The 12,351-nt window shown below is 57.5% G+C and carries 9 protein-coding genes; 2 read left to right on the forward strand and 7 right to left on the reverse strand.

Annotation, left to right across the window (positions count from 1 at the left end; translation table 11 throughout):
* Nucleotides 1-186: 186 nt before the first annotated feature.
* Genes CX651_RS13115 through CX651_RS13140 form a run of 6 tightly spaced genes read right to left on the reverse strand, consistent with a single transcriptional unit; the run spans nt 187 to nt 7,240 of the window.
* Nucleotides 187-1,806, reverse strand: a complete 1,620-nt coding sequence (locus CX651_RS13115) for a BatD family protein (RefSeq protein ID WP_101056412.1) — start codon at nt 1,804-1,806, stop codon at nt 187-189.
* Nucleotides 1,800-3,860: a vWA domain-containing protein gene (locus CX651_RS13120; RefSeq protein WP_101056413.1), complete on the reverse strand. Its 2,061-nt coding sequence runs from the start codon at nt 3,858-3,860 to the stop codon at nt 1,800-1,802. Before CX651_RS13120 ends, CX651_RS13115 begins: the two co-directional genes overlap by 7 nt.
* Complete coding sequence (locus CX651_RS13125) at nt 3,857-4,846, reverse strand: vWA domain-containing protein (protein ID WP_101056414.1); 990 nt, start codon at nt 4,844-4,846, stop codon at nt 3,857-3,859. The genes CX651_RS13120 and CX651_RS13125 overlap by 4 nt, the downstream gene beginning before the upstream one ends.
* On the reverse strand, nt 4,840-5,343 hold the full coding sequence (locus CX651_RS13130) for a DUF4381 domain-containing protein (protein WP_101056415.1): 504 nt from the start codon (nt 5,341-5,343) through the stop codon (nt 4,840-4,842). Before CX651_RS13130 ends, CX651_RS13125 begins: the two co-directional genes overlap by 7 nt.
* Nucleotides 5,340-6,284, reverse strand: coding sequence for a DUF58 domain-containing protein (locus CX651_RS13135; RefSeq protein ID WP_101056416.1), 945 nt, complete (start codon nt 6,282-6,284; stop codon nt 5,340-5,342). The genes CX651_RS13130 and CX651_RS13135 overlap by 4 nt, the downstream gene beginning before the upstream one ends.
* On the reverse strand, nt 6,284-7,240 hold the full coding sequence (locus tag CX651_RS13140) for an AAA family ATPase (protein ID WP_100145617.1): 957 nt from the start codon (nt 7,238-7,240) through the stop codon (nt 6,284-6,286). The genes CX651_RS13135 and CX651_RS13140 overlap by 1 nt, the downstream gene beginning before the upstream one ends.
* A gap of 244 nt (nt 7,241-7,484) precedes the next feature.
* Here CX651_RS13140 and fadI point away from each other — a divergent pair, with 244 nt between their 5' ends.
* Both fadI and fadJ read left to right on the forward strand, forming a co-directional pair.
* Nucleotides 7,485-8,795: an acetyl-CoA C-acyltransferase FadI gene (gene fadI / locus CX651_RS13145; RefSeq protein WP_045282694.1), complete on the forward strand. Its 1,311-nt coding sequence runs from the start codon at nt 7,485-7,487 to the stop codon at nt 8,793-8,795.
* A 6-nt stretch (nt 8,796-8,801) separates the two neighbouring features.
* Complete coding sequence (gene fadJ / locus CX651_RS13150; RefSeq protein ID WP_101056417.1) at nt 8,802-10,940, forward strand: fatty acid oxidation complex subunit alpha FadJ; 2,139 nt, start codon at nt 8,802-8,804, stop codon at nt 10,938-10,940.
* A gap of 391 nt (nt 10,941-11,331) precedes the next feature.
* On the opposite strand, the gene CX651_RS13155 is transcribed toward fadJ, so the two are convergent.
* Complete coding sequence (locus tag CX651_RS13155) at nt 11,332-12,339, reverse strand: ArsA family ATPase (RefSeq protein ID WP_101056418.1); 1,008 nt, start codon at nt 12,337-12,339, stop codon at nt 11,332-11,334.
* Nucleotides 12,340-12,351 lie beyond the last annotated feature (12 nt).

The following is a 12,351-nucleotide window of genomic DNA, read 5'->3' on the forward strand; positions in this document are numbered from 1 at the left end:
ACTATAAGCGGTAAAAGTGGTGGCCGAAATATCGGGATAAGGGTAAACACACTGTTGAAAAGGGAGGGAAACAGTTGGTTGAAAAAGTCTGCTGTTAACGGCCTTGAGAGGGGAAATGGTAACTGCAGGCTATACCCAGACGGGCACTCAGCCATAGCGAATAGACGCTATGGCTGAAGCAGTCGATTAAGGGTTTAGCGGCGCCAGCACTGAGGCCGTACCGGCGGCGTTGGAGTATTGGCTCTTGAAGCGCTCAAAGGCTTGCAGCAGCGCCGGGAAATACTGAGCGGGATCGCCACCTTGTTTGCCATAGCGGCTGGCTTGAATCTTGGCGATTACGGCGGCCAACTCAGGGGCCAGTTTAGGCAGTTCATCGAGTGTGACACTATGGCCCGTGATATCACTGAGCTCCTGCTTCAGCGCCTTGAACACCTGGCTCAAGTCCTCTTGCTGACAAGCCTGAGCCAATCCCGGCTGTGTTTCGCTTGCTTTAGCTTGCAACACTGTTGAAGGTGCCGCTATAGCTTGTTGTTTGCGCGCCTTTAGCCACAGCACACAGGTGGCCAGCCACAGTGATGCAAACAGGGCGGTCAACCAAGGCCAGAAGCCAGCGCTGAGGTTTGATTCTTCCTGCGGCGGGTTGATGACGGGTTGCGGCATATCGGCAGCGGGAGCCACTTGAATAGTACGCGCCGGCAGCAGGGCGAACTCCTGCTGTTTCAAATGCGGATTCCACCAAGGCACCTTGATCTCCGGCAGGGTATAGCTTCCCGGTTTGGAGGGAACTATGGCAATGGTCTGGGTCAGCTGAGATACCAGTTGGTTGTCGCGAACGAAGGTCTTGCGCTGCGCCTTTTCCGGATAGCTCTTGAGATTGTCCGGCAAGCTCAGTTTCAGCTCTGGTAGGCTGGTTTCATCGGCATTGGATGCCAGCAGTGTCAGGTTGCGGGTAATAGGGCGACCCACTTCAAAAGTCTGCTTGTCGTCCCATTCCTCTTTGAGCATCACCAGATCCGATACCAGCCAGTCGCCGTGATATTCGGCCGGAATGGGCTTGATGCTGACCAGCATGCTGTCGCTTTGGGCCTGCATGGGGCGACTTTCCTGAAAGGCGAACATGCCCCGCCTTGGGGTATCGACCAGCACATCGCCAGAGAAGTTGGCACCGGAAATCGCCAGCTCGCCCGGCTCATCGGCTATGATGCCGTAGCTGCGCTCTATCACCCGAAAACGGCGGCCGTTGACGATTTCACTGCTTTCTTTATCCTCGCCGAGCTGTTTTATCTGGGCGCCGCTGATGGAAGGCGCCGACAACACCCCTCGCTGCAGCTCAACGGCCAAAAAGAGTTTTACCTTGTAGGTGAGCAGTTGGCCGACATAGGCTTCCTTGGCCGATATACTGGTACGCAGGAACAGGTTTTTTTGCGCCTCGGGGCGACTACCGGCCGGCATCACCTTCAATTCGATGGCATCGCTGCTGACGCCATCGATACTCAGGGCCGGAATTGTAACCTGGCCGGTGGTTTTGGGGGCCAGCATCACTTGCCAGCGGGTTTCCTTGCGGGCATCAAAATTGATGATCTGGGTACTGCGACTGACGCTGGTGCGGCCGACGATAAAGTCTTTCAACAGTGCCGAGGTGTCCAGTGCCTGGGCTTCGAGTTCATCATCTGCCACCACGGACAGCATAAAGTACTCGCTCTCGGTCACGGGATTGCGATCGACCGAGGCCTGAAGCTGAGTCAGTGCCAGTGCCTTGAGCGGCAGCAGGCACAGAAGCAATAGAGGAATAAGTCTAGTTACCACTGTTCATTGTCCTTGGGTGTCTCGCCGCGCTGGCGGCGTTTTTGATACTCGAGTTGCATCTTGTTGCGCAGCAAAGTGGCCGGGTCATCCACCAATGCCTTCAGCGCCCGCTCCATTTCGGGGGGCAGGGGCTCGGTGTCCTCGAGTGACGAGGCGGCAACTTGTGCCTTAATCTGTTCATCGTTTGGCCCCTGTTGTTGCTCGGCAAGGCTCGCCGAGTTGGCCTTGTCGGCATCAGACTCTGAGCCATCCTGCTGACCAGCACCGTTTTGACCTGCAGCTGTGCTTGACTCATTTTGCGGCTCTTGCTCTTGCGGCAAAGCAGCCTGCATCTCAGGCTCAGAGCTTGCGCCAGTGTTATCCTCGGCATTTTGCGGGTTCTGATCGCCTTTGGCGTCCTTCTCGGCGTCCTTCTCAGTGGCATTGTCAGCATCATTTTGCTGCGAGTCGGCAGTGGAAGGCTTGCTATTTTCTTTGTTAGCGTCTTTATCTGAGCCCTGGTGCGAGTCCTTGCTTGAGCCTTGGTCGGCTTGGCTGTCTTGGCCTTGCTCTTTGTCCTGGTTTTGGCCCTGGCTGTTGTCACCCTGGGCGCTGTCCTGACTGCCCTGACTCTGATCCTTGCCGGACTGAGAATTCTGTTGTTGATCCTGCTGGCTTTGATCCTCTTGCTTATCCTGGCTCTGTTGATCTTGTTGCTGTTTTCGCTGCTTTAGCAAGGATTCCGCCAACGCCTTATTGTCAATGGCATCCTGCATATCGGGCACTATTGTCAGGGCGTCACTGTAACGCTTGATGGCTTCTTCATATTGGCCAAGCTGCATCAGGGCATTGCCTTGGTTGTATAAGCCTGTGGCACTGTCATCTTGCTCGAAGGCTTGCAGCGCGCCTTGATAATCGCCGCCGCGGTAGCGGGCGCTGCCTTGCCAGGCGGGGTCAACAAACTTGTCGGCGGCAGTGGCAAAATCCTCTTGCTTGAATGCCTGCATTCCCTGCTGATCCCGGGTTTGCCAAAGGTCATCGAAGCCGCTTGCCTGGCTTGGTGGGCTGACAAGCAGGCCAAGACTCAAGGGCAGCAATAGCACCGGTAGGCCGCTGCGAAAGCTCAAGAGCAGCGGCAACAACAGCAAGAGCGCCAGATAGGGGCCAAGGTCGACCCAGGTATCGCCGGCAAGATCTGTTTCTGTGGCATCCGAGCTGGTGGCGAGCCACTGCTGCAGCGTTTGCAGATCCTTGCCGTCGTTGCTGTAGGGCACCAAAATGCCGTTCCCGGCACTCGCCAGCTCGCTGAGCAGACCAAAATCGGTGGCCGGTACTACCACTTCATTTCGGCTGTCCTTGAGCAGTTGCCCATCCGGCAGCCTTATCGGTGCACCCTGGGATGAACCTATCGCCAGAATGCCCAAGCGGTAGTGACTGCCTTCAATCGCCTGTTTGGCGGCATTGAGCTGACGGCTGCCGACGCCATCTGTCATCAAGATGATATCGCCCTGCAGGTGGCCGCCCTGGCTGAGCAGTTCCTTGGCTTTCTCCAGTGCCGCGACCAAATTGGAGCCGCGCACTGGCATGATGGCCGGGCTCAGGGTTGGCAACAGATTGAGCAGGGTGTTGCGATCCCGGGTCAAGGGGCTGATGACAAAGGCGTCACCCGCGTAGGCCAGCAGGGCGGTTTCCCCTTCATTGAGTTGCTCCAGCAGATCCGTGGTGCGGAATCTGGCCTGGGTCAAACGGTTGGGGGCGGCGTCTGTGGCATACATGGACAAAGACATATCCATCACCAGCACCCGTCCTGTGCTGCTGGCAAATACCGGCAGGGGTTTCTTGTAAAGCGCCGGGCCGCTTAAGGCCAATACTGCCACCAACCAGCCCAGACCAAGCCAGGGCAGGCGGTTTCGGCGGCTTTTGCTGCCTTGGGTCAACAGCAGTGGCGCCAGATGCGGCGCAATATAACGATCCCAGTCAGATTGGCCCGCTTGACGGCGACTTTGCAGCACTAACAGCAATGCCAGTGGCACTAAGGCCCACAGCCATTCGGGACGGATAAAGTGCAAACTCATGATTTCCTCCCCCAACGCCCTGGCCAGACGCTGAGCAACAGGCTTTGCAGCTGCAGCAGTACGCTCAGCGCCAGCGCCAGTCCCAGCGGCCAGTAAAACAGCTCGGATTGCGGCCGGTAACTGAGGGCGTCACGGCTGACGGGCTCCAGCTTGTCGATTTCCTGATAGATCTGTTCCAGTTCTTCGGTATTCCGGGCACGGAAATAGCGCCCCTTGGTGGCATCGCTTATCCGTTGCAGCTGGGCTTCATCCAGATCCATCGAGGGGTTGACCCGCTCACGGCCAAACAGGGTGCGACGCTCCATCACATCGGCGCCCACACCTATGGTGTAGATGGTGATGCCGCGCTTGGCGGCAATGGCGGCGGCCTGATCCGGCACTATGCTACCGGCATTGTTGGAGCCATCGGTCAAGAGCACCAACACCCGGTTGCTGTCTTTCACTTTATCGAAGCGTTTTACCGCCAGGGCAATGGCATCGCCGATGGCGGTCTGTTTGCCCACCAGGCCGATTTGGGCTTCCTTGAGATACTGAGCCACAGAGCGTCTGTCCTGAGTCAGTGGCGCCTGCAGGTAGGCGGCATCGGCAAACAATATCAGGCCGATACGATCGCCGGCGCGGCGCTCGATAAAGTCGCTGACCACTTTCTGGATCAGGGTGAATCTGTCTACCGCTTTGCCATCGAGCACCATGTCTTCAATCTGCATACTGCCGGAGAGATCCACCGCCAGCATCAGATCCCGCCCTTCGGTAGGCAGCTCTATGGGATCGCCAAGCCACTGTGGCCGGGCGATGGCCAAAAGCAACAGGCACCACAGCAGCCAGAGACTCAAGGGCGCTCTGCGTTTGCTTTGTTGCTGCTCGCGGGCATGGGCATCGACGCCGGGCAGTTGCAGTTGCCCGGCGCTGTTGACGGCGGGGCGATAGGCAAGCAGCAGCGGCAATGGAATAAGCAGCAGTAACCAGGGCCAATGGAGGGTCAGCATCTTGGCTTACCTCCCTTGGCAAAGTGTTTGGGGGCGCACTTGAGCCAGCAAACACAAAGCGCCCGCAACTCGGCAGGGGCAGCGCTTGGTTGGCCACTGTATTGATTTTCGAGCAAAGAGGCGAAGCGCCCGCGCTGCTCGGCTGGCAGTGCGTTATCCAGATACTCGGCCCAGGGTTTACCGCTGAGTCCGGCCACCTGGGCACGCTCACCATAGCTGATGGCGGTGCGTTTCAATAATGCACTCATCTTGGATAGCAGCTGCGGGTCCTGGTCCTGCAGCTGTGTCAGTTCAGTCATGGCGGCTTGAGCCACCGCCTTGTGAGCCTTGGCTGCCTGCAGGCGCCGATAGCCAAAGAATGCCGCGGCGCCAAGCAGTAACAAGGCCAGCAGCATCAGCAGCCAAATACCGGGAGCCGGAGGCCAAAAGGGCACCTCGGCCGGCAGTTGAATATCCTTGAGCGCACTCAGCGCCGGATTGGCTTGATTGGGATTCATCTTAACAGTGTCAATTGTTGATTGAGGCGCCGGCCGGCATCCAGAGTGCGAACCGGGACCTTGAGTTGTTGCATCAGGGTATCAAACTGCGCCAGGTTGGCGCGCTGACGACCGAGCCAGGCATCATAACCGCTGCGATCCAGGATCAGGCTGCGGCCTGACTCCCGTACCGGCAGGGCAAACTGCCGCGGCAGCTCGAGTGTGCCCTCACGCATGGGATCTGTTACCACAAAGGCCGCCAGCTCGCAGTGGCGTTTGAGTTCCGACAGCGCCTGCTGACATTCGCTGCCAAAACCGTTGCCGTCTGTGATTATCCAGATAAGGGAGCCGGGTTTGGCCAGTCTTGCCAGGCGCTGACAGGCCTGGAGCATTAACGCCTGACCATCTTCATGGGGGCTGTCCAGCGCTTCGAGCTGCGACTTGTGTACCGCCACCAGCGCCGATATCAGTGCCAGGATCCCCTGATTGCGTGCTCTTGGCTTCAGCTCTCTGTGGGCGCTATCGCCCACCACCAGCGCGCCGAGACGGTCGCCCTGCATGATGGCATTCCAGCCCAAGGTCGCCGCCAGATGCGCCGCCTGTACCGACTGTAATAGCAACTGGGAGCCGAAATAGAGGCTGTGCTTCATATCCACCAACAGCAGAATAGGGCGCTCGCGCTCCTCGACAAACAGCTTGGTATGCGCCTTGCCGGTGCGGGCGGTGACCCGCCAATCTATGGTGCGAACATCATCGCCCTGTTGATAATGGCGCACTTCGGCAAATTCCATGCCGCGGCCCTTGACCAGGCTGGCTCTGTGACCGGCCATGGCCGCGCGGGCTTTTCCCTGCCGGTCACCCAGAGCGCGGGCGATATTCTGGCAGGCAAGCAGCTCGGCCTCACACAAGTGGAGGCCGTCGGCAAACAGTGGCAGTGAAGAGTCTGTTGCTGCGGCTTTCATCAGGGAACGGCCACCTGATTGAGCACATGGTCAATCACCTGATCGCGGCTGACCCCTTCGGCCTGCGCCTGATAACTCAGCAGTAAACGGTGGCGCAGTACATTGGGCACCACGGCTTGAATATCTTCAGGGGAGACAAAGTCACGCTGATACAACCAGGCACGGGCGCGGGCGCAGCGCTCGATGGATTGGGTTGCCCGCGGGCTGACACCGTATTCCAGCCACTTGGCAAGCTGGTCGCTGTAGCGCTGAGGCTGACGGGTCGCCATCACCAAGTCGACAATATAACGCTCAAGCGGCTCGGCCAGATATAGCTCCAGCGCCTGCTCCCGGGCGAGGAACACTTCCTGCTGGCCTATGGGAGTGACTTTCTCCATGCCGTGGGTCTTGGCTTCGCTGCGGGACAAACGCAGGATCTCAAGCTCAGTGTCTGCCTCCGGGTAATCCAGGTTCAGGTGCATCAGGAAGCGGTCAAGCTGGGCTTCCGGCAACGGGTAGGTGCCCTCGTTTTCCAGCGGGTTTTGGGTCGCCATCACTAAAAACAGCGGCGGTAACTTGTAGGAGTGCTTGCCCACCGTCACCTGACCTTCGGCCATGGCTTCCAAAAGGGCCGACTGCACCTTGGCCGGGGCGCGGTTGATTTCATCTGCCAGAATAAGGTTGTGAAATATCGGCCCGGCCTCAAATTCAAAGGTCGCGGTTTGGGCGCGATAGATGTCGGTGCCGGTCAAATCGGCCGGCAGCAGGTCCGGGGTAAACTGAATGCGATGAAAGTCGCCCTCAATGCCATCACACAGCGCTTTAACGGCCCGGGTCTTGGCCAGCCCTGGTGGTCCTTCCACTAGCAGGTGGCCATCGGCTATCAGAGCGATAAGCAGGTTTTCGGTCAAAATTGGCTGACCTATGATCACTTGATCCAGATAGGTCCGCAGTGCATGAAATCGACTCAAAGGCATGATGCTACTCGTTTTATTTTAAGGCCCAACTATAGACAGCGGTTATGGTAAAGAATTCCCTGCGCCCTTGGATAGTGTTAAAAAAACAAACAAGTGTTTAAAACCGGCCAACAAGAAGTTAGAATCAGATCACACTTTTAATGGTCAGACCTGTTTAGGGCAGTACGGGTCTCTTATGGAAAAACAATAAAGCGCAGTGTCAGGGCTAGTTTTCGGCGTGCGCTGCTTAATAAGAGGGTGACAAATGAGTGACAGACAACAGGTAACCAATGCCAGGGGCGAGCGGATTGCCATAGTGGCCGGTCTGCGTACCCCGTTCGCCAAACAGGCGACGGCGTTTCACGGCGTGTCGGCGCTGGATATGGGCAAGATGGTGGTCAATGAGCTGCTCAGTCGCAGTGAATTGGACCCCAAGCTGATTGAGCAGCTTGTCTACGGTCAGGTCGTACAGATGCCGGCAGCGCCCAATATTGCCCGTGAAATTGTTCTGGGTACCGGCATGAATTTGCACACAGATGCTTACAGTGTTACCCGTGCCTGCGCCACCAGTTTTCAGTCCACTGTCAATATTGCCGAGTCGATTATGACGGGCAATATCGAAATAGGCATAGCCGGGGGCTCGGATTCCTCCTCTGTGCTGCCTATCGGGGTGTCCCGCAAGTTGGCCCATGCCTTGGTCGATCTCAACAAGGCCCGCACCCTGGGACAGAAGTGGAACATAGTTCGCCGTCTGGGGTTTAAAGATCTCTTGCCTGTGCCACCTGCTGTGGCCGAATATTCCACCGGCCTGTCCATGGGGCAAACCGCCGAGCAGATGGCCAAGAGCCACGGCATCAGCCGTGCCGATCAGGACGCGCTGGCCCACCGCTCTCATACCCTGGCGAGCCAGAGCTGGAATGAAGGCAAGCTCAAGGATGAAGTCATGGTGGCTCATGTGCCGCCCTACAAGAGTTTTATCGAGCGTGACAACAATATCCGCGACAACTCGTCCCTTGAGTCTTACGCCAAACTCAGACCCGTATTCGACCGCAAGCACGGCAGTGTCACCGCCGCCAACAGTACCCCGCTGACCGATGGCGCCTCGGCGGTGATCCTGATGAGTGAAGGTCGAGCCAAGGCACTGGGTTACACCCCCATTGGCTATATCAAGAGCTATGCCTTCAGCGCCATAGATGTTTGGGAGGATATGCTGATGGGGCCATCCTACGCCACGCCACTGGCACTGAAACGCGCCGGTATGCAGCTCGAAGATCTGACCCTGATAGAGATGCACGAAGCCTTTGCCGCCCAGACTTTGGCCAATATGAAGATGTTTGCCTCGAAGAAGTTTGCCGAGGAAAAACTCGGTCAGAGCCGCGCCATTGGTGAAATCGATATGAGCAAGTTCAACGTGCTCGGCGGCTCGCTGGCCTATGGCCATCCGTTTGCGGCCACGGGTACTCGCTTGATCACCCAAGTGTGTAATGAACTGAAACGCCGCGGTGGCGGTACGGGGCTGACAACCGCCTGTGCGGCCGGTGGTCTGGGTGTGGCAATGATAGTGGAAGTGGAGTAATTGCAGATGGAAAACAGCAACAAGAGTTTTAGCCTCAGCCGCCGCGACGACGGCATTGCCATTCTTTCCATGGATGTACCCGGCGAAAGCATGAATACCCTCAAGGCCGAATTCGGCCCTGAGATCAGCGCCTTGCTGAGCGAAATCAAAGCGGACAGCAGTATCAAGGGCTTGGTGATCATTTCAGGCAAGCCAGACTCCTTCGTGGCCGGCGCCGATATCTCCATGCTCGATGCCTGTCAAAGCGCCGCCGATGCCCGCGAGCTGTCGAGCTCAGGGCATAAGGTGTTTGCCGAACTGGAAGGGCTGAAGATCCCCGTGGTTGCAGCCATTCACGGCGCCTGTCTCGGTGGCGGCCTCGAGCTGGCACTGGCTTGTCATCTGCGGGTGTGCAGTGACGACAAGAAAACCATGTTGGGGGTGCCGGAGGTTCAGCTCGGTCTGCTGCCGGGCGGTGGTGGTACCCAGCGTCTGCCACGCCTGGTGGGGATCACCACAGCGCTGGATATGATGCTTACCGGTAAGCAGGTTCGCCCCAAGCAAGCGCTGAAGATGGGGCTGGTGGACGATGTGGTGCCCAAGTCGATTCTGCTGGAGGCGGCAGTTGAACTGGCATTGGCCGGCAAAGCCAAGCGCGGTAAAGGCAAAAATAATAAACCTATGATGAACAAGCTGCTCGAAAGCAACGGCTTTGGGCAGAAAATCATCTTTGATCAGGCCCGTAAACAGGTTGCCAGAAAAACTCAGGGTAACTATCCGGCGCCGGACAAGATCATCGACTGTGTGCGGGTGGGGATGAGCCAGGGGCTAGAGGCAGGTTTGGCCACCGAGGCGCGCCATTTCGGCGAGCTGGTGGTGACGCCCGAGTCGGCGGCGCTGCGCTCCATCTTCTTTGCCACCACAGAAATGAAAAAGGAAACCGGCGCCGAAGGTGCTGAGCCTCGTCCGGTTCACAAGGCCGTAGTGCTCGGCGGTGGCCTGATGGGCGGCGGTATCGCCTCAGTGACCACCACCAAGGCCAAAATTCCGGTGCGGGTCAAGGATATCAGTGAGCAGGGACTCAGCAATGCGCTGGGCTATGCCTATAAGTTGCTGGATAAGGGCGTCAAGCGTCGGCATATGACCCAGGCGGTGCGCGATAAGCAGATGGCCTTGATGACGACCACCACAGACTATGTCGGGGTCAAGGATGCCGACATAGTGGTCGAGGCGGTATTTGAGGATCTCAACCTCAAGCATCAAATGGTGCGGGATATCGAGCGCGAATGCGGTGAACACACTATTTTTGCGTCCAACACCTCGTCTCTGCCCATAGGTCAGATTGCTGAAGCCGCCGCCAGGCCGGAAAACGTCATCGGCCTGCATTACTTCTCGCCGGTAGAGAAGATGCCGCTGGTGGAAGTGATTGCTCACGACAAGACCTCGCCCCAGACGATAGCCACCACAGTGGCCTTTGCCCGCAAACAGGGTAAGACGCCGATAGTGGTGAAAGATGGCGCCGGTTTCTATGTTAACCGTATTCTGGCGCTCTATATGAATGAAGCGGCGCAGCTGCTGCTCGAGGGCAACAGTGTCGAGAGCCTGGATAAGGCGCTGGTGAAGTTTGGTTTCCCGGTTGGCCCTATCACTCTGCTCGATGAAGTGGGTATTGATGTGGGCGCCAAGATTTCGCCGATACTCGAAAAAGAGTTGGGTGAGCGTTTCGCTGCCCCCTCTGCCTTCGATAAGCTGCTCGCCGATGACCGCAAGGGGCGCAAGAACGCCAAGGGCTTCTATCTCTACGGTCCCAAAGCTGGCAAGAAGAAGGAAGTGGACAAGAGTGTTTATCAGGTGCTGGGGATAGCGCCGGGTGTTGGCGCCGAAAATGCCAACCTGGCAGAGCGCTGTGTGGTGCAGATGCTCAATGAAGCGGTGCGGTGTCTGGAAGAGGGCATTATAGCCTCTGCCCGCGATGGGGATATTGGCGCCATCTTCGGCATAGGTTTCCCGCCTTTCCTCGGTGGGCCTTTCCACTATATAGACACCATGGGCGCCGATCAGTTGCTGGCCAAGCTCGAGCGCTTGCAGAGCCGCTTCGGCGACAGATTCGCCCCGAGTGAATTGCTCAAGACCATGGCCGCAGAAGGACGACGCTTCTTCGACTGACAGTGGTTGTAGTGGCTGTTCTTCGAATCGCCTTTGAGTAACAGCACTTTGAATAACAGTGCTTCGAATAACAGCGCTGCTTTACTGTAAAAGCGGCCGCAACCCTCCAACCAAACGCCCCGGTAAGGCAGTAAATCACCGGGGCGTTTTTTTAAATTTTTCGCAGCTTGGAGTGAGCCGAAAATGAGATCGGCACAGAGTAGACATGGGCAACATAGGGAACCGTTGGTTCGCGGCAGAACTTGATACGTACAGATAATGTCATATTGAAGGTAAGCACTCTGATACCAACACGGACATTATTGAGTTGCATCGGAAATTATCGTTATTTCCGGCGGCAATATAGCCAGGGTGTAGGCTAAGTTTTATCGGGAAAAACAAACAGGCAGCTTTATAGCCCGGCCTTGGCCAGTTCGGTCGCCATCTGTTCAAGGCCGCTCAGACCCTGGATATCGGTTTCCTTGAGGGGCAGTCGAAAGCGGGGCAGCCTGCTAAAGTTTGCGTCTATCTCTTCGAGGTGCACGGCTTCCTGCTGGCGGCGTTTGGCAAGAAAACTGCCGTCGGCCTCGGGTGGCAGCAACCGATTGATTACCAAACCGGCAAGCGGTAACTGCTCTGCCTGCAAACTGGCCACAGCGCGGCGGGTTTCCAGAATAGGCAGCTTTTCTGCGGTCAGGACAAACAGCAGCCCTGTTTGCTGCGGATCTTTAATCAGCTCACGGGTGCGCTGCAGCAGCCGTTGTCGCGCCAGCAAGGTTTCGGCTATGGCCTTGTTGCGCGGCTCCATTCCGGCGGTAGCGTGCTCGGCCGGATCGTCGAAGGGGTTATCGACATCACGGCCCCGCCTGGGTGTCAGGTGCGACAGCATGGCGCCGAGCTTTTCTGATTTCTGATTCGCGCTCAGCATACCTTGGGTCCAGGCGGCCATCGCCTCAGGCAGGCTGAGCAGCCTAAGGGTATGGCCGGTGGGCGCGGTATCGAAAATAATCAGATCGTATTCACCGAGGCCGCTTTCCAGGGTCTTGGCAATTCGCTCCAGCAAGGCCGCTTCCTGGGCTCCGGGAGACTGACGGGTGAGGCGCATCTGCCGCTCAATTTCAGCGAACATCTCCGGGCGGGTAAAACTCTTCAACTGTTGGCTGACACGGTCGAGATGTTGGCGCACTTCCTCATCCGGGTCGATTTCCAGCGCATCCAGATTGGGTGCCAGCCGGGTGTAGTGATCGCCTATCTGTTTGGCAAAGGCATCGCTCAGGCTGTGGGCTGGGTCTGTGGATACCAGCAGGACTTTCTTGCCGCGTCCGGCCGCCAATAGAGCCAGTGAGGAGGAGACAGTGGTCTTGCCGACACCGCCTTTGCCACCCACCCACAGAATACGTTTGTCTGTCAGCTGCGCCATAGCCCGTCCTTA

The sequence above is a fragment of the Shewanella chilikensis genome (genome assembly GCF_002836945.1).
GTDB lineage: Bacteria > Pseudomonadota > Gammaproteobacteria > Enterobacterales > Shewanellaceae > Shewanella > Shewanella chilikensis.

What these genes read in the sequence shown, in the direction of transcription:
- CX651_RS13140 (WP_100145617.1), bottom strand. Translation starts at nt 7,240, where the DNA reads ATGCCTTTGAGTCGATTTCATGCACTGCGGACCTATCTGGATCAAGTG.
- CX651_RS13130 (WP_101056415.1), bottom strand. Translation starts at nt 5,343, where the DNA reads ATGAATCCCAATCAAGCCAATCCGGCGCTGAGTGCGCTCAAGGATATT.
- CX651_RS13125 (WP_101056414.1), bottom strand. Translation starts at nt 4,846, where the DNA reads ATGCTGACCCTCCATTGGCCCTGGTTACTGCTGCTTATTCCATTGCCG.
- CX651_RS13155 (WP_101056418.1), bottom strand. Translation starts at nt 12,339, where the DNA reads ATGGCGCAGCTGACAGACAAACGTATTCTGTGGGTGGGTGGCAAAGGC.
- fadI (WP_045282694.1), top strand. Translation starts at nt 7,485, where the DNA reads ATGAGTGACAGACAACAGGTAACCAATGCCAGGGGCGAGCGGATTGCC.
- fadJ (WP_101056417.1), top strand. Translation starts at nt 8,802, where the DNA reads ATGGAAAACAGCAACAAGAGTTTTAGCCTCAGCCGCCGCGACGACGGC.
- CX651_RS13135 (WP_101056416.1), bottom strand. Translation starts at nt 6,284, where the DNA reads ATGAAAGCCGCAGCAACAGACTCTTCACTGCCACTGTTTGCCGACGGC.
- CX651_RS13120 (WP_101056413.1), bottom strand. Translation starts at nt 3,860, where the DNA reads ATGAGTTTGCACTTTATCCGTCCCGAATGGCTGTGGGCCTTAGTGCCA.